Source organism: Ulvibacterium marinum (assembly GCF_003626755.1).
Lineage (GTDB): Bacteria > Bacteroidota > Bacteroidia > Flavobacteriales > Flavobacteriaceae > Ulvibacterium > Ulvibacterium marinum.
On the sequence record NZ_RBCJ01000003.1, the window covers coordinates 362,108 to 378,092 of the forward strand.

Annotated in this window: 17 protein-coding genes; all 17 read left to right on the plus strand. The window is 40.6% G+C overall.

The annotated features are described in order from the left end of the window. The first annotated feature begins 13 nt into the window (after nucleotides 1–13). The 17 genes from D7Z94_RS14575 (at nucleotide 14) to D7Z94_RS14655 (ending at nucleotide 15,945) form a co-directional block, all read left to right on the plus strand. Nucleotides 14–718: an energy transducer TonB gene (locus tag D7Z94_RS14575; RefSeq protein WP_120712339.1), complete on the plus strand. Its 705-nt coding sequence runs from the start codon at nucleotides 14–16 to the stop codon at nucleotides 716–718. 154 nt (nucleotides 719–872) lie between these two features. Then, nucleotides 873–1,772, plus strand: a complete 900-nt coding sequence (gene cyoE / locus D7Z94_RS14580; protein WP_120712340.1) for a heme o synthase — start codon at nucleotides 873–875, stop codon at nucleotides 1,770–1,772. Between the two features lie 76 nt (nucleotides 1,773–1,848). Next, nucleotides 1,849–2,430 (plus strand): cytochrome c oxidase subunit 3, encoded by a 582-nt coding sequence (locus tag D7Z94_RS14585; protein ID WP_120712341.1) that lies wholly within the window; start codon nucleotides 1,849–1,851, stop codon nucleotides 2,428–2,430. A gap of 95 nt (nucleotides 2,431–2,525) precedes the next feature. Beyond that, nucleotides 2,526–3,500 (plus strand): cytochrome c oxidase subunit 3, encoded by a 975-nt coding sequence (locus D7Z94_RS14590; RefSeq protein WP_120712342.1) that lies wholly within the window; start codon nucleotides 2,526–2,528, stop codon nucleotides 3,498–3,500. 66 nt (nucleotides 3,501–3,566) lie between these two features. Further along, nucleotides 3,567–3,950 carry a cytochrome C oxidase subunit IV family protein gene (locus D7Z94_RS14595; protein WP_120712343.1) on the plus strand — a complete coding sequence of 128 codons (384 nt, stop codon included), beginning with the start codon at nucleotides 3,567–3,569 and terminating at the stop codon, nucleotides 3,948–3,950. A gap of 69 nt (nucleotides 3,951–4,019) precedes the next feature. Beyond that, entirely contained in the window at nucleotides 4,020–4,652 is a 633-nt protein-coding gene (locus D7Z94_RS14600; protein WP_120712344.1) for a hypothetical protein, read from the plus strand. Then, a complete protein-coding gene (locus tag D7Z94_RS14605) occupies nucleotides 4,652–5,362 on the plus strand; it encodes an SCO family protein (protein WP_120712345.1) in 711 nt (236 codons plus the stop codon). The genes D7Z94_RS14600 and D7Z94_RS14605 overlap by 1 nt, the downstream gene beginning before the upstream one ends. Beyond that, entirely contained in the window at nucleotides 5,363–5,896 is a 534-nt protein-coding gene (locus D7Z94_RS14610) for a DUF420 domain-containing protein (RefSeq protein WP_120712346.1), read from the plus strand. 127 nt (nucleotides 5,897–6,023) lie between these two features. Continuing rightward, the gene (locus D7Z94_RS25780) at nucleotides 6,024–6,197 is read left to right on the plus strand and encodes a hypothetical protein (RefSeq protein WP_170158846.1); all 174 of its coding nucleotides are present in this window, start codon (nucleotides 6,024–6,026) and stop codon (nucleotides 6,195–6,197) included. A gap of 116 nt (nucleotides 6,198–6,313) precedes the next feature. After that, the gene (locus tag D7Z94_RS14620) at nucleotides 6,314–7,558 is read left to right on the plus strand and encodes an ABC transporter permease (RefSeq protein ID WP_120712348.1); all 1,245 of its coding nucleotides are present in this window, start codon (nucleotides 6,314–6,316) and stop codon (nucleotides 7,556–7,558) included. Between the two features lie 64 nt (nucleotides 7,559–7,622). Then, a complete protein-coding gene (locus D7Z94_RS14625) occupies nucleotides 7,623–8,882 on the plus strand; it encodes an ABC transporter permease (protein ID WP_120712349.1) in 1,260 nt (419 codons plus the stop codon). A 46-nt stretch (nucleotides 8,883–8,928) separates the two neighbouring features. Next, nucleotides 8,929–10,041: an efflux RND transporter periplasmic adaptor subunit gene (locus tag D7Z94_RS14630; RefSeq protein WP_120712350.1), complete on the plus strand. Its 1,113-nt coding sequence runs from the start codon at nucleotides 8,929–8,931 to the stop codon at nucleotides 10,039–10,041. Between the two features lie 104 nt (nucleotides 10,042–10,145). Further along, nucleotides 10,146–10,847, plus strand: coding sequence for an ABC transporter ATP-binding protein (locus D7Z94_RS14635; protein WP_120712351.1), 702 nt, complete (start codon nucleotides 10,146–10,148; stop codon nucleotides 10,845–10,847). Next, entirely contained in the window at nucleotides 10,840–12,069 is a 1,230-nt protein-coding gene (locus D7Z94_RS14640) for an ABC transporter permease (RefSeq protein WP_120712352.1), read from the plus strand. Before D7Z94_RS14635 ends, D7Z94_RS14640 begins: the two co-directional genes overlap by 8 nt. A 1-nt stretch (nucleotide 12,070) precedes the next feature. Beyond that, on the plus strand, nucleotides 12,071–13,333 hold the full coding sequence (locus D7Z94_RS14645; RefSeq protein WP_120712353.1) for an ABC transporter permease: 1,263 nt from the start codon (nucleotides 12,071–12,073) through the stop codon (nucleotides 13,331–13,333). A 70-nt stretch (nucleotides 13,334–13,403) separates the two neighbouring features. Further along, entirely contained in the window at nucleotides 13,404–14,546 is a 1,143-nt protein-coding gene (locus tag D7Z94_RS14650; RefSeq protein WP_120712354.1) for an efflux RND transporter periplasmic adaptor subunit, read from the plus strand. A gap of 28 nt (nucleotides 14,547–14,574) precedes the next feature. Then, nucleotides 14,575–15,945 carry a TolC family protein gene (locus D7Z94_RS14655; protein WP_120713140.1) on the plus strand — a complete coding sequence of 457 codons (1,371 nt, stop codon included), beginning with the start codon at nucleotides 14,575–14,577 and terminating at the stop codon, nucleotides 15,943–15,945. Nucleotides 15,946–15,985 lie beyond the last annotated feature (40 nt).

The following is a 15,985-nucleotide window of genomic DNA, read 5'->3' on the forward strand; positions in this document are numbered from 1 at the left end:
TAAAGATATAGTTATGGAACCTAAAAAGAACCCAAAAGCCGATATTGGAAGGAACAGTGGGCTTTATTTTGTAATAGGATTGGCATTGGTCATGGCCTTGGTCTACGGTGCCTTGGAATGGAAAACCTATGACAAGGTAAACGATTATGATATCTCGCTGAATGTTGATGATGATTTGGATGAGGAAGTTCCCATGACGGAACAGATAAAAACACCGCCGCCACCGCCACCACCGGCTGCTCCTGAGGTTATTGAGGTAGTAGAGGATGAAGAGGAAGTAGAGGAGACCGTCATAGAATCAACGGAAACGAGTCAAGAGGAAGAAATCATAGAAGTAGAGGATGTAGCGGTAGATGAGATAGAAGAAGATGTTGATGTACCATTTGCGGTTATTGAAGATGTTCCTGTTTTTCCTGGTTGTGAAAGTGCAGGAGACAAAAGGGCCTGTTTCAATAAAATGATGCAAAAACATATTAGCAAAAACTTCCGCTATCCTGAAATTGCCCAAGAAATGGGTGTTCAAGGAAGGGTTAACATCATGTTCGTTATTCAAAAGGATGGCAGCATTGGTAACGTTAGAATGCGGGGCCCAGATAAAAACTTGGAAAAGGAAGCAGCTCGTATCATTGGTAAATTACCTAAAATGACTCCCGGGAAACAACGGGGAAGAGCAGTTAGGGTTCCTTTTAGTATCCCCATTACATTTAAGCTTCAATAAGGTAGAAAGCCATAATAAAATTTAAAATAAAACCCTGATGATTAACATCAGGGTTTTTACTTTTTTGATAAAGTCCTTTCGTCCAATAAACTGCACTATTCGTTGCAGGAAATAGTGTTTGAGGCTATCTTTGCGAACCTATTGGAATTTAAGAATGAAAACTGCGATTGGAGCGGCAAAAAACACCTCATGGGCCTTGGCTTTTGCTGATTTTAAGGAGATTACCAAAGTTAGGCTAGCCGTAAGCGTAGTCTTTTCTTCCTTGGCCGGTTATCTTTTAGGTGCCGATCAAGTAAATTTGGTCTCTCTAGTACTACTTGCCTTTGGGGGATATTGTATGGTCGGTGCCTCAAATGTTTATAATCAAATCATAGAAAAAGATTTGGACGCTTTGATGAATCGAACCAGGAATAGGCCAATTCCTGCAGGCCGAATGTCAGTCAATAGAGCATTGTTCATAGCTGTACTCCTTACACTTTTAGGCGTAATTACCTTGTATGTCCTAAATCCGAAAACAGCCATGTTCGGTGCGATATCCATTTTTTTATATACTAGTATATATACCCCGTTAAAGACAAAGACACCGTTGTCCGTATTTGTTGGGGCGTTCCCAGGGGCAATACCATTTATGCTGGGATGGGTGGCGGCCACCAACGATTTTGGAATAGAGCCGGGCACCCTTTTTATGATTCAGTTTTTTTGGCAGTTTCCTCATTTTTGGGCTTTGGGATGGATGTTGGACGAAGACTACAAAAAGGGCGGATTTAAAATGTTACCTACGGGAAAGAAGGACGGTGGCACGGCCTTGCAAATTATTATGTATACCATATGGATGATGGTTATTTCAGTTATCCCGGTCTTTGGTATTACAGGAAGATTACACCTCTCTATTCCGGCAGCAATCCTTATTTTTCTAATGGGATTGGTAATGCTGCTTTTCGCCTTTAAGCTCTATGAAAAAAGGGATAATGCCTCGGCCCGGAGATTAATGTTGGCCAGTGTAAGCTATATTACCCTAATGCAAGTGGTATACGTAATCGACAAATTTATATAATGAAATGCGTTCGGCCTCTAAACAATGAATTGAATTGTTCAGGGCGATCAGGAATAAAACAGCACAAAAAATTTTAATGGATTTAACCCAGTCAACACAGAAAGAGAAAAAGGCAAGGGCCAAAAAAATGATGCTTTGGTTCGGTATTGTGAGCCTGTTGATGGCTTTTGCGGGATGGACCAGTGCCTATATCGTAAGCAGTAGTCGGGAAGATTGGTTACAGGATTTGGAACTTCCCCCTGCCTTTTACCTGAGTACAACTGTAATTGTAATAAGTAGTATTACCTATATTTTGGCAATAAGAGCCATAAAAATGGGAAATTCCAGGCAATGTACCTCTTGGTTGGTCGCTACTTTGGTTTTGGGCATTCTTTTTATTGTGCTGCAGTTTAACGGGTTTTCCCAAATGGTGGCCCAGGGATATTATTTTACGGGACCCACCAGTAGCATCAAGATGTCTTATGTTTTTCTTATCGCCGCCGTACATATTGTACATGTTGTTGCCGGAATTATATCCTTACTTGTCGTTTTGTTCAATCAAATTAAGGGAAAGTATACGGCCAATGAGTTTTTGGGACTTTCCCTAGGCGCTACATTTTGGCATTTTCTAGATTTGTTATGGATATATCTGGTGTTGTTCATGACTTTTGTGAGGTAATTAAAAAAATATACGGGCTTTTCGTTAAAATCCGCTTTCGTTTAAAAGAAGAAAACTATAAATTTGTGCCAATTCTAATCAGACTTTAAGACTTTATGGATTCTACGGTTACTACTGCTTCGGAAGAAAATGTTTGGGGCGGGGGCAACAGACCCCTTAATGCCAGTTATGGGAAATTAATGATGTGGTTCTTCCTCGTTTCCGATGCTTTGACCTTTTCCGGTTTTTTAGCCTCCTACGGATTCTCCAGATTTAAATTTATAGAGACTTGGCCCATCGCGGATGAGGTATTTACGCACGTTCCCTTCTTCCATGGTAACTTCCCAATGTATTATGTGGCTTTTATGACCTTCATACTGATTATGTCCTCGGTAACTATGGTGCTTGCGGTGGATGCAGGCCATAGGATGAAGCAAAATGCCGTGATATGGTATATGTTCCTCACCATAATAGGAGGTGCCATATTTGTGGGCTCCCAGGCGTGGGAGTGGGCTACGTTCATTAAAGGTGATTTTGGTGCCTTGGAGACCAAGGGCGGAAGAATCCTGCAATTTGTAAACGCCGATACTGGAGAAAGAGCGGCATTGGCGGATTTCGCCGAAGTTATTCCAGATAGTCGTCTGGAGCATGAGAGAAAAAATGGTGTCTGGTACTACGATGAAGGCTATATGCCCAGTTACAACTTAAATGAGGTAATAGAAGGATTTAAGGCCAACTCTAATATATTGGTACGAACAGAGACCATTAATGAAGAAGGGGAAAAGGTAGTTCTGGATCGGGGACAATCATTGACCAAACTTAAGGATGCCGTTCAAGTAGTTGAAGGTGCAAACCTTATTCATAACGAATACGGTAGCAGACTTTTCGCCGACTTCTTTTTCTTTATAACAGGCTTTCACGGTTTCCACGTTTTCTCGGGAGTAGTGATCAATATCATTATATTCTTCAATGTCATATTGGGTACCTATGAGCGACGTGGGCATTATGAAATGGTAGAGAAAGTAGGTCTATATTGGCACTTTGTAGATTTGGTTTGGGTATTTGTATTTACTTTTTTCTATTTGGTATAAAAGTCTTTGATTTTACTTCCTCAAAGAAGGAAAGTCTAATATGTCGAAAACAAGACAAATTGAAACATGGCACACGAACATAAGCTTGAAATTTTTAGGGGACTTTTAAAGTTCAAATCCAACACCCAGAAAATATGGGGGGTTTTAGTTTTTTTAACCATTGTTACCGCGATTGAAGTTGCGTTGGGGATTACAAAACCTACAGCATTAACAGGGAATTACTTTCTGGGAATGAAGCTTCTGAATTGGATATTCATTATCCTAACACTGGTAAAGGCTTATTATATCGCCTGGGATTTCATGCATCTTAGGGATGAGAAAAATGCATTACGAAGAGCCATAGTCTGGACCCCCATTTTTTTAGTGGCCTATTTAATTTTTATTCTTCTCTTTGAAGCGGATTACATTTATAATGTCTTTAAGGATGGCTATGTAAAATGGAATTTCTAACGTAGAATTAACAGCTTTAAAAGACGGTTTGCACCGTCTTTTTTTATTTTTGCATAGGTCTACAGCGCTATGAAAAAGACATTTGTACTAACCGTTTTGTTTGTGTTACCTATAGTGGTATATCTGTTTTTTGCTTCTGGGGTCACCAACTTTGGAAAACTCCCCACCTTAACGGAAAACATAGCCGATTTACCATCTTCCGATAGTGATATTTCGCTAAAGGGCAAGATTACTATTTTAGGATTTTTAGGAAAGGATATTGAGCTTAAAAAGGGTAACGCCTTCAATCTAAATCAAAAAATATACAAACGATTTTATGAGTTTCAAGATTTTCAATTTCTTATGGTTGTACCTAAGGGAACCGAAGAAAAGGTCTTGGAATTAAAAAAGGAATTAGGTGGTTTGGCGGATGTCCGAAAATGGAATTTTGTTTATGCCGGGGAGAATGAAATACATATGTTTTTTAAGGGCTTACGGACCAATTTGTCCTTGGATGAAAGTTTATCCACCCCATATGTGTTTATAATAGACAAGGACGGTAATTTAAGGGGTAGGACAAATGATGAGGATGAGGGCACAAAGTATGGTTTTAATGCCACTTCTGTAGCCGATTTGAACAACAAGATGGAAGATGATGTAAAAATAATCCTGGCAGAATATCGTATGGCATTAAAGAAAAACATTTCCAACAGGGATAAATAATGCACAAGAAGTACACCTATGTTTGGGTATCCTTCGTAATCTTGATTTTTGGAATAATTTTTATCCCAAAAATTGTGGATCGTGTACGAAGCGGTGAAATCGTTGATAATGATAGAATGAGCAAATTGGCCTTTATTGAGGTCAATGGTCAAAAAAGGAAGGTACCCTCATTTTCTTTCATTAATCAGGATAGCCTTTTGATTACGGATAAGGATTATTTGGGAAAGGTATATGTGGCAGAATTCTTTTTTACTACCTGCCCCACCATCTGTCCGGTAATGACTAAAAATTTGGTAGAGCTCCAAAACACTTTTAAGGATTTCGAGGATTTTGGCATCGCCTCTTTCACCATAAATCCACGTTATGATGTGCCTCAAGTTCTAAAGGAATATGCTGAGAAGAATAACATTACGGACATAGATTGGCATTTATTGACCGGTGATAGGGATGCAATTTACAATTTGGCTCAAAATGGATTTTATTTGATTGCCACTGAAGATAAGGAAGCTCCCGGTGGCTTTGAACATTCTGGTATGTTCGCTTTAATTGATAAAAATGGGTTTTTCCGTTCAAGGAGGGATGCAGCAAATAATCCGATAATCTATTATAGAGGTACCGTTACAGAGGAACAAAGGGAAAATAATGAAGGGGAAGAAGAACAAATTAGTATGTTAAAAGAGGATATCAAAAAATTGTTGAAGGAAGAATAGATGGAAACCATAGAGCTTAGGGAGAAAAGATTCAATAGGGTGATTACGGTCGTGTCTATTCTGGTACCCGTGGTGGTAGCTATGCTGTTTCGCGTTAAACTGCCCAATGTGGAGCCATTGACTTTTTTGCCGCCTATCTATGCGACGATCAATGGTATAACGGCACTCTTATTGATTTTGGCCGTTTGGGCCATAAAACAAGGAAAACGAAAACTTCACCAAAATATAATGACCACCTGTATTGTACTATCCGGCATATTCTTGCTCATGTACATCGCATATCATATGACATCGGAATCCACACCTTTTGGGGGAGAAGGAAACATCAAGTATGTGTACTACTTCATTCTAATTTCACATATCATATTATCAATTTTAATAATCCCATTGGTATTAAAGACCTATGCAAGGGCATATCTTGGTAAGTTTGAGGCGCATCGAAAATTGGCCAAGATTACCTTTCCCATATGGCTCTATGTAGCGGTAACCGGGGTCGTTGTTTATATCATGATTTCACCCTACTATGTACACTAATAGAAAAAAATTGAACTTGCCTTATTTTCTCCCTGCCATATGGGACGAAACAAAGGGACCGATCGATCATATTTCAAGGGCAGTCTCAAATCGGACTGGATTACTTTTGTTTTTTGCATGCTTTCTTATGTTTTCACTCTCTGTCGAGGCTCAATGCGCCATGTGCCGCGCCGTTTTGGAAAGTGAAGGCAACAAAAGTACGGCAGAGGGTATAAACAATGGCATAGTATACCTTATGGCCATACCCTATGTCCTTGTTGGGGTACTATTTTACTTTGTGTACAAGAAAATTAAGGGGTAGCCCCTTGGTTATTTTTAACATATTTTTAAGAAGAGTACTGTAACATTGGAATGTTCTAGAAGTCTTATTACAGTGCACGGTTACATAATTGTACCTATCGATCAAAAACCGACCGAATGTTTGATATCGAAAGATGGCAGGAAATATTTGACACCATTCGTAAAAACAAATTGCGAACTTTCCTTACGGGACTTTCCGTTGCTTCGGGCATCTTTATATTGGTAATTTTATTGGGTTTCGGGCAAGGGATGCAAAATGGCGTTGCCCATGAATTTGAACAGGATGCATCTACAAGTGTTTGGGTGTGGCCGGGAGTAACCGCTAAGGAGTACAAAGGACTTAATCCCGGAAGGAGAATTCAATTACGCAACGAGAATTTTGAGAATAGCGTATCCCTTTTAAGTGAAGATATAGAATACAAATCACCACGTATATTTGTCCAGGATGTTTCGGTCAATTATGGCAATGAAGTCCTGGTCTATAGTGTGCAAGGAGTCTCCTATCAATTTCAGCAAATTGACAATGCCAAGATGTCCGAAGGCCGGTTTATCAATTATAGTGATGAAATAGGTACTGCAAAGGTGGCTGTTCTTGGTAATAAGATTAAAAGGGATGTATTTAAGAATGTAGATAATCCTTTGGGAGAGTATATAGACATATCCGGTATTCCCTTTAAGATTATTGGCTTTTTTGGAGAACAAGAGGAACGGGAGGAGGAAGTTATCTATATTCCAATTACTACAGCTCAAAGGGTTTTTAATGGATCGGATAAGGTTAGCAATTTGGCATATACCGTGCCTCCTATGGAAAACTTTGATGAGGCGGCTGCCCGCGCGATAAAGTTCAAAAACGACTTGAGGGCATACTTGCAACAGGCCCATACGGTTGCTCCGGACGATACAAGTGCCATTTATGTATGGAGTGCCATGGAGGAGGCAAAACGTTATTATGGGTTAACCGGAAACATTAAATTCTTTTTTTGGTTTGTTGGGGTTTGTACCATTATAGCTGGGGTGGTCGGTGTAAGTAATATAATGCTTATCGTAGTGAAGGAGCGGACCAGGGAAATAGGAATACGGAAAGCTTTGGGAGCAAAGCCTTGGTCTATAGTAGGTATGATCCTTCATGAATCTATTTTCGTTACTGCCATCTCCGGTTTCGCCGGCCTAATTTTTAGTATGGGGCTTTTGGAACTGGTAGGCCCTCACATAGAGGTGGATTATATCATGAATCCGTCCGTAAACTTCAATGTGGCATTGGCCACTGTTTTTGTACTGATTTTTGCAGGGACTTTTGCAGGCTTTTTCCCTGCCTGGCGCGCAGCAAAGGTACAGGTGGTAGAAGCCTTAAAGGATGAGTGAACACTAATAAAAGGTGGACTTGGGTCTTGGAATTTGAGTTTTGTAATTTTTCACAAAGTGAACAATGTTTAACAGAGATCGTTGGAAAGAAATTTTGGAGGTACTGACTAGTAATTGGTTTAGGACCGTACTGACCGCTTTTGGTGTATTCTGGGGCATCTTGATATTAATTATCCTTCTGGCAGCGGGCAAAGGTCTTGAGAATGGCATAAAGGCGGATTTTGGGGATATTGCCACAAACACTATGTTCATGTGGACCCGTAGTACCACTAAGTCCTATCAGGGGCTTCCCAAAGGAAGAAGTTTTGAGTTTAAGATTGAGGATGTTCAAACGCTGAAGGATAATATTCCCCATCTTAGATTCATTTCGCCAAGGAATCGATTGGGCGGTTTTAGAGGAGGAAGCAATGTCATACGAGGACTTAAGACAGGGGCATACAATGTATACGGGGATTATCCGGAAATTATAAACCAAGACCCCATGACCGTAACTTCCGGTCGGTTTCTCAATCAGAATGATATCCGCGAGAAACGGAAAATAGCCATAATTGGAAGCGGGGTAAAGAATGACCTATACGAAAAGGATGAAGAGGTGCTGGGGACCTATATTAAAATCCAAGGTGTAAATTTTATGGTAGTGGGTACCTATAAGAAAAATAGCAATGATGGTGACGGAGAAGAAGCTCAAAAAGAGATTTTTGTCCCCTTCACCACTTTTTCACAGGCCTTTAATCGTGGTAATGATGTGGGATGGATGGCCATTACCGCCCATGACGGCCACTCCATTTCCGACTTAAAGGAAAGAGTAATAAATACAGTAAAGGCTAAACGGAAAGTACATCCAGAGGATGATAGGGCGATTGGCTATTTTGATCTATATGAACAATACAATAGGGTAGAAAGCCTTTTTGGTGCCATGGGATTCATAGCCTATTTTGTTGGAATCTTGGTATTGTTGTCCGGTATTATCGGAGTAAGCAATATTATGTTGATCGTAGTCAAGGAACGGACCAAGGAAATTGGGATACGCAGGGCTTTAGGTGAAGATCCGTGGTCCATTAAAAAACAAATATTAATGGAATCCATTTTTCTTACCCTTATTTCCGGAATGGCAGGAATTAGCTTTGGGGCACTGTTCATTTATGCGGTCAATGCACTATTGGATGCCAATGGTCCGGTGGATATGTTCCTTAATCCCAGTGTAAGCCTGGGTGTAGTGGTGGGTGCTTTGGTCATATTGGTCGTATCCGGTTTGTTGGCGGGCTTCATCCCGGCACAAAGTGCTATTAAGGTAAGACCTATAGATGCGCTCAGGACCGAATAAAAAATAGAAACATCAATCAAATCATAAAACAAAAACGAGACAGGAAATGAAAAAGTCGGTTACCATAATTATCTTATTGCTCATAGCTATAACCTTTGGGGGAGCCATGTATTACTTGTATCAAAAAAATGCTGAGGATCCCATTGTCTATGAAACTGCTGAGCCTTCCAAACAAAACATTATCAAAAAGGCCGTGGCCACCGGAAGCATTCTTCCCTTGGAGGAAGTGTTGATAAAGCCTAATATTTCCGGAGTTATCGAAGAGATTTTTGTAGAAGGGGGGGATTATGTGAAGTCGGGCGATCTCCTAGCCCGTATCAAAGTAGTTCCTAACTTAAATGCCTTGAACAATGCAAGAAATGCTATTGACGCGGCCAAAATTGCCTTGGATGACCAAATTCGAAATCTTACGCGCCAAAAAAGTCTTTTTGATAAAGGGGTAATCTCCAAAGTGGACTTGGAACGGGCGGAGGTTGCCCATGACCAGGCCAAACAGTCCTACGCCGCCGCCAATAAGGATTATGACATCATTAAGACCGGTACATCAAGGGGCTATGGCAACGTGGCGAATACCCAAATTCGGTCTACGGTAGGTGGTATGGTATTGGAGGTCCCGGTAGAAGTGGGGAACCAGGTTATAGAAAGTAATACTTTTAATGAAGGTACTACTATAGCGGCCATAGCAGATGTCGAAAAAATGATTTTTGAAGGAAAGGTGGATGAGTCGGAAGTCGGGAAGATCGAAGAGAACCTGCCTTTGGAAATAACCGTCGGAGCTATAGAAAATACCGTTTTTGATGCTGTGTTGGATTATATTGCTCCAAAAGGGAATGAGGAGAATGGAGCCATCCAGTTTGAGATTAAGGGCACGCTGAATAAACAGGACTCGGTATTTATAAGAGCGGGACTGAGTGCCAATGCATCTATAATTCTAGGCCGGGCAGATAGCGTACTGGCCATAAAGGAAGCTTTGGTACAATTTGATGATGAGACCAAAAAACCCTTTGTAGAGATAGAACAAGGAGAACAACAATTTGAACGAAAGGATATTGAGTTGGGAATAAGCGACGGAATTTTTGTTGAGGTAAAGTCCGGTATTGCGGAAAACGACAAGATCAAGGTTTGGAACAAAGTGGAGCCCGACGGGGCGGTAAACTAGTTTTTAACATAATATTTTGAACTCATCTTGTAACATTTTAACAACTTGCCTGTCTCATTGTAGGTGAGGTACTTCCCACCTAGGAAATCACTAACATAACCACCATGATTGAAATCAAGGATCTTCACAAATCTTATAAAATGGGGAGCAATTCCCTACATGTGTTAAAGGGTATCAATTTTTCTGTAGAGGAAGGGGAACTTGTAGCGATCATGGGTTCTTCCGGATCGGGAAAATCAACACTTCTCAATATTTTGGGCATGTTGGATGAGGCAAATTCCGGAGAATATACTTTGGACGGGGTGCCTATAAAAGACTTGAACGAAACCAAAGCGGCCAAATACCGAAATAAATTTTTGGGTTTTGTATTTCAATCCTTCAACTTGATCAATTATAAGAATGCCATGGAAAATGTGGCCTTACCCCTCTATTATCAGAAGATGGGCAGAAAGGAAAGGCAGGAAAAGGCATTGAAGTATTTGGGTCAAGTAGGTTTAACGGAATGGGCCACTCATCTGCCCAATGAGCTTTCAGGAGGTCAAAAGCAAAGGGTTGCCATTGCTCGGGCCATGGCGGCAGAACCCAAAGTACTTTTAGCGGATGAACCTACGGGAGCCTTGGATAGTAAAACATCCTATGAAGTTATGGATCTGATCCAGAAAATAAACGATCAGGGAAATACTATTCTTGTAGTGACACACGAAGAGGATATCGCACACATGTGTAAGCGGATTGTACATTTAAAGGATGGTATTATTGTAAAAGACGAAAAAGTAAAGCAGGTAAGAGCTTCCGAATATGTTTAGTAGGGATAACTGGAAAGAGATTTTTGAGACAATCCAAAAGAATAAGTTGAGGACTTTCTTGTCCGGCTTTACTGTTGCTTTGGGGATTCTAATTTTTGTTATCCTTTTTGGTTTTGGAAACGGGCTTATTAACACCTTCAATGACTTTTTTGCAGATGACGCCACCAACGTGTTCTATGTTTTTCGTGGTAGGACTACTATGCCATACAAAGGATATAAATCCAATAGGCAAATTGAATTTGATAATAGCGACCTTGCGGACATAGAAAAGAATTTTCCATTGTTCTTGGAATATACTACCCCTAGAATTTCGAGACAGGATACTGTGAAATATAAAGAAGAATCCAATAGCTACACCACTCAGGCCGTCTCCCCTTCCCATCAATATGCTGAAAAGACAATTATGATGAAAGGGAGGTTTTTGAACAAAAATGATATTAAAGATAAAACCAAATATGCGATTATTGGTCGTCTTGTGGAAGAAGATTTATTTGGAGCCAAAACCTCGATTGGAAAATATATTGATATTGGCGGTAGTTCATTCAAGGTAGTTGGTGTTTTTCAGGACGATGGTGGAGATAACGAAGAGCGCATTATTTATATACCTTATACAACGCGACAACTTATCGAAAAAAATACGGATGAAATAGATCAAATTATTGTGGGTTTTAAACCGGAAATAGGTTACGCAGGAGCCATGGCATTTGAGCGAAGCCTAAATAGCTTTATACGGGAAAAGAAGTATATAAACCCCAAAGATCAAAATGGAATTTTTATACGTAACGTGGCGGACCAGTTAAAACAGAATCAGCAATTTGCACGTGTACTTCAGATTATCGTTGGATTCGTTGCTTTTGGTACCATTATAGCTGGAATCATTGGAATAAGTAATATCATGGTCTTTGTGGTAAAGGAACGGACCAAAGAGTTGGGTATACGGAAAGCTCTGGGTGCCACCCCCAAATCCGTTATTGGTACTATTTTGTTGGAGTCGGTATTTATTACTACTATTTCTGGCTTCATAGGTATGTTGATCGGGATTGCGGTTTTAAGTTCATTGGGTGAAAAGTTAAAGGATTTTTTTATTACCAATCCTTATATAGATTTGACTATGGCAACAGTGGCGACTATAGTTTTGATAATTTTTGGAGCAATTGCCGGCTATGTACCGGCAAGGCGAGCGGCAAAAATCAAACCTATTGTAGCATTAAGGGACGATTGATATGCGATTATTATTCGATAGAAATACTTGGCAAGAGATTTTTGGTTCTATAGGTAAGAACAAAGTTCGGACCATCATCACTATAGTAGGAGTGTTATGGGGTATTTTCATCTATATAGCCCTTTCCGGGGCCGCAAAGGGAATGGACAATGGCTTTGAAAGTATGTTCGAAAGTATTGCGAGAAATAGCATGTTTGTATGGGCACAGAGTACGAGCATTCCCCATGAAGGGTTTAAAACGGGCAGGCAATTGCAGTTGAAGCTGGAAGACGCCGCTATGATGGAAAACAGGATTCCTGAACTACAGTATATTGCCCCAAGGAATGTTAAGGGGTTTTTTGGATCGGAACCGGCCATTATCGGTAGGAAGAATAAATCAGGTAGTTATCCAGTATTTGGGGATTTCCCGGTGTTTACAAAAATAGCTCCAAAAAAAATATATGATGGTGGTCGCTTTATAAATGATGAGGATATTGATCAGGCAAGAAAAGTCGCCGTAATTGGTGAGCGGACCCAGCAGGAGTTATTCGAAAAGGATGAAGATCCCATAGGTGGATATATAAAAATAGATGACGTTTATTTTCAGGTGATCGGTGTCCATAAATTTGATCCAAGTGGAGGATTCGGCGGGGATGGCGATATTTTTATTCCCTTTGCTACCTATAAAAAATTGTACAATACTGGGGATAATGTAGGGTGGTTTTCCATAGCGGCCCATGACGATGTGGATGTGGTGAAGGTAGAGGATAATATAAAGGCCCTTTTAAGGAATATCCACAGGGTGCACCCAGATGATGAAAGGGCATTTGGCTCGTTCAATTTGGGTGAGGCCTTCAACAGAATCATTGGTTTTTCCAAAGGCATAACCTTTTTATCCCTTATTGTAGGCATTGCCACAATTTTGGCAGGTGTCATCGGTATAGGTAACATCCTATTGATTTCCGTAAAGGAACGTACCAAGGAACTTGGTGTTCGGAGGGCCTTGGGCGCTACTCCTAGGGAAGTAAGATCCCAGATTATTTTAGAATCTGTTTTCTTGACCATGATAGCCGGTATCATGGGAATTATCTTGGGAGCAGCTACCCTAAAATTGATCAATAGCTTTACCCAGGACATAGATTTTCCATATACAAACCCTACGGTTCCCATCCCTTATGTATTGGGTGCTCTGGCCATAATGGTCATATTAGGAACATTGATTGGTTTGATACCTGCACAAAGAGCCGTGAGTATCAAACCTATAGATGCGTTGCGGGAGGAATAGCAAAGTAGATGGAATTATATAGTAACAAAAACGAAAATAATATAACCAACAGATAATAAACACACATAAAATGAACAAAATTGTAAAATATATTATTATCGGTGTTTTGGTGCTAGGTGCACTTTGGGCCGCTGCATTTTTTATCAAATCAAATAGTAAATCCGCCATTGTATATGAAACAAAAACACCTTTTATCTCAAACATTGAGAAAAAGACGGTAGCTACCGGTAAAGTGGTACCAGAAGATGAAGTCGAGATTAAACCTCAGATTACCGGTATTATAGATAAGATATTCTTGAAAGAAGGAGCAGATGTTAAGGCAGGTGATCTAATAGCTGTCATTAAGGTTGTGCCCAATGAGCAGTCCTTGAATCAAGCTCAAGGTAGGGTCCGAAATGCAGAAATTGCCCTTAAAAACACTACGATTGAGTACGAAAGGAACAAAAAGTTGTACGAAAGGGGAGTGATATCAAATCAAGACTTCAACAATTTACAGCTACAATATGATCAGGCAGTCCAAGAACTGGACAACTCTAAGGCCGATTATCGAATTATACGAATAGGTTCCGCGGGAGGCTCTTCAAGTGCCAACACGGATATACGAGCCACGGTCACCGGAACAATTTTGGAAATTCCCGTTGAAGAAGGTGTGCAAGTGATACAGAGTAATAATTTCAACGATGGGACTACCATTGCCACTATTGCGGACTTGGGCAAGATGATTTTTGAGGGAAAGGTAGATGAGGGGGAAGTTGCCAAATTGGAACTCGGTATGCCCTTAAAAATTAGCCTGGGAGCTATTGAGGACAAAGAACTTGATGCAGAATTACGGTTTATCGCACCCAAGGGAATAGAAGAGACCGGAGCGGTACAGTTTAAAATTGAAGGAGACGTTCAGGTTCCGGACGATTTTATGATACGTGCGGGCTATAGTGCCAATGCCTCTTTGGTGTTGGAAAAAAAGGATAGTGTTATGGTCATCCCTGAAGCCCTATTACAATTTGACAAAGAAACCGATGAGCCCTATGTAGAAATAGAGACAGGAGAGCAGAAATTTGAGCGTAAAGATATTGAAACAGGAATCTCTGATGGGGTGAATGTAGAGATAGTCTCTGGACTTTCTATGGAGGATAAGGTGAAGGAATGGAACAAGACAGAACCCATAAAGAAAGGTGAAGAGGAAGAAGATGAGAATGAAGAGGATACAGAATAAGAATAACATCAATCAAATAAAAGAATACATGAAATCATTTGCAATTGCAGTACTCATTCTATTTTCAATTGGGATTACGACCGCTCAACAAAAAAAATGGACCTTGGAGGAGTGCGTCACCTATGCCCTGCAAAATAACCTGACTATTGAACAATTTGAACTGGATTTGGAAAATGCCGTAATCGACAAGTCGGATGCATTGGGGGCCTTTTTACCAACGCTTAGTAGTAGCGCCAGTGTAAGTGAAAGATCTGGTTTGGTTACCAATCCGAACACCAACATTATAGAGCCCGGGCAAATTTTTTCAACTTCGGCAGGTATTAATAGCGGCATGCGGATTTTTGATGGGCTAAGGAACATCCATCAATTAAACCGGGCTAAATTGAACACCCTTGCCAACCAATACCGCTTGGACGACTTAAAGGACGATATTCGTCTAAACGTAGCAAATTCCTATTTGCAGGTTATTTCCAATAAGGAGTCCCTAAAGGTCTTTAGGGCCCAATACGCGGTAACGGAACAAGATGTAAAGCGGACTAAGGAATTAGTGGAATCCGGGGTGCTTCCCCGGGGCGATTTACTGGAGATTGAGGCTACTGCGGCCTCTCAGGAGCAACAGATCGTAAACGGGGAGAACCAAGTGCTTTTGTCCCGTATTGCACTGGCGCAATTGCTCCAAATTACGGATTATGAGAATTTTGATGTAGCCGATGAAGAGTTCAATATTCCACCTTCGGATGTCTTGAACAATTCAGCAAAGGTTATTTTTGACAAGGCCTTGACTTTTCGAAACGATATCAAATTCTCCGAGACCAATGTAGAATTGGCAGAGAAAGATCTACAGATTGCCAAGGGAGCCAATTATCCTACTATAGATGCTTTTTTCAACTACAACACTTTTTATACCAATCAGTTTCAGACTATCCCAGATCCTGTGGATCCTGTCAACAATCCCCCCCTTGCATTTAGAGCGGATTTTATAGATCAGCTGTGGCTAAATGATGGAATTTCCTATGGTTTTCAAATGAATATCCCAGTATTTAATGGTTGGGCCACCCGAAACAATGTAAGGCGATCCAAAATAAACTTGGAGCGTAACAAATTGCAACTGGAACAGGACAAATTGAACCTGGAAACCGATATCAATCAGGCCTATGTGGACGTCACGAATTTTTTCAAGACCTATGAAGCGGCTCAAAAAACCTTGGATGCTAGGCGCTTGGCTTATGTGTATGCCAAGGAGCGTTATGATGTAGGGTTGATGAATGCTTTCGATTTCAGCCAGGCACAGGCCAGGTTGGATAATGCCGAAGCCGAGGTTATCCGTACCAAATACGACTATATCTTTAGACTTAAGGTACTGGAGTTTTATTTTGGAATTCCCATCGCCTTGGATTAAATCGGTTAGTCTAAATAGAATAGCAGACCCGTCAGGTTTT

What these genes read in the sequence shown, in the direction of transcription:
- D7Z94_RS14575 (WP_120712339.1), top strand. Translation starts at nt 14, where the DNA reads ATGGAACCTAAAAAGAACCCAAAAGCCGATATTGGAAGGAACAGTGGG.
- cyoE (WP_120712340.1), top strand. Translation starts at nt 873, where the DNA reads ATGAAAACTGCGATTGGAGCGGCAAAAAACACCTCATGGGCCTTGGCT.
- D7Z94_RS14585 (WP_120712341.1), top strand. Translation starts at nt 1,849, where the DNA reads ATGGATTTAACCCAGTCAACACAGAAAGAGAAAAAGGCAAGGGCCAAA.
- D7Z94_RS14590 (WP_120712342.1), top strand. Translation starts at nt 2,526, where the DNA reads ATGGATTCTACGGTTACTACTGCTTCGGAAGAAAATGTTTGGGGCGGG.
- D7Z94_RS14595 (WP_120712343.1), top strand. Translation starts at nt 3,567, where the DNA reads ATGGCACACGAACATAAGCTTGAAATTTTTAGGGGACTTTTAAAGTTC.
- D7Z94_RS14600 (WP_120712344.1), top strand. Translation starts at nt 4,020, where the DNA reads ATGAAAAAGACATTTGTACTAACCGTTTTGTTTGTGTTACCTATAGTG.
- D7Z94_RS14605 (WP_120712345.1), top strand. Translation starts at nt 4,652, where the DNA reads ATGCACAAGAAGTACACCTATGTTTGGGTATCCTTCGTAATCTTGATT.
- D7Z94_RS14610 (WP_120712346.1), top strand. Translation starts at nt 5,363, where the DNA reads ATGGAAACCATAGAGCTTAGGGAGAAAAGATTCAATAGGGTGATTACG.
- D7Z94_RS25780 (WP_170158846.1), top strand. Translation starts at nt 6,024, where the DNA reads ATGTTTTCACTCTCTGTCGAGGCTCAATGCGCCATGTGCCGCGCCGTT.
- D7Z94_RS14620 (WP_120712348.1), top strand. Translation starts at nt 6,314, where the DNA reads ATGTTTGATATCGAAAGATGGCAGGAAATATTTGACACCATTCGTAAA.
- D7Z94_RS14625 (WP_120712349.1), top strand. Translation starts at nt 7,623, where the DNA reads ATGTTTAACAGAGATCGTTGGAAAGAAATTTTGGAGGTACTGACTAGT.
- D7Z94_RS14630 (WP_120712350.1), top strand. Translation starts at nt 8,929, where the DNA reads ATGAAAAAGTCGGTTACCATAATTATCTTATTGCTCATAGCTATAACC.
- D7Z94_RS14635 (WP_120712351.1), top strand. Translation starts at nt 10,146, where the DNA reads ATGATTGAAATCAAGGATCTTCACAAATCTTATAAAATGGGGAGCAAT.
- D7Z94_RS14640 (WP_120712352.1), top strand. Translation starts at nt 10,840, where the DNA reads ATGTTTAGTAGGGATAACTGGAAAGAGATTTTTGAGACAATCCAAAAG.
- D7Z94_RS14645 (WP_120712353.1), top strand. Translation starts at nt 12,071, where the DNA reads ATGCGATTATTATTCGATAGAAATACTTGGCAAGAGATTTTTGGTTCT.
- D7Z94_RS14650 (WP_120712354.1), top strand. Translation starts at nt 13,404, where the DNA reads ATGAACAAAATTGTAAAATATATTATTATCGGTGTTTTGGTGCTAGGT.
- D7Z94_RS14655 (WP_120713140.1), top strand. Translation starts at nt 14,575, where the DNA reads ATGAAATCATTTGCAATTGCAGTACTCATTCTATTTTCAATTGGGATT.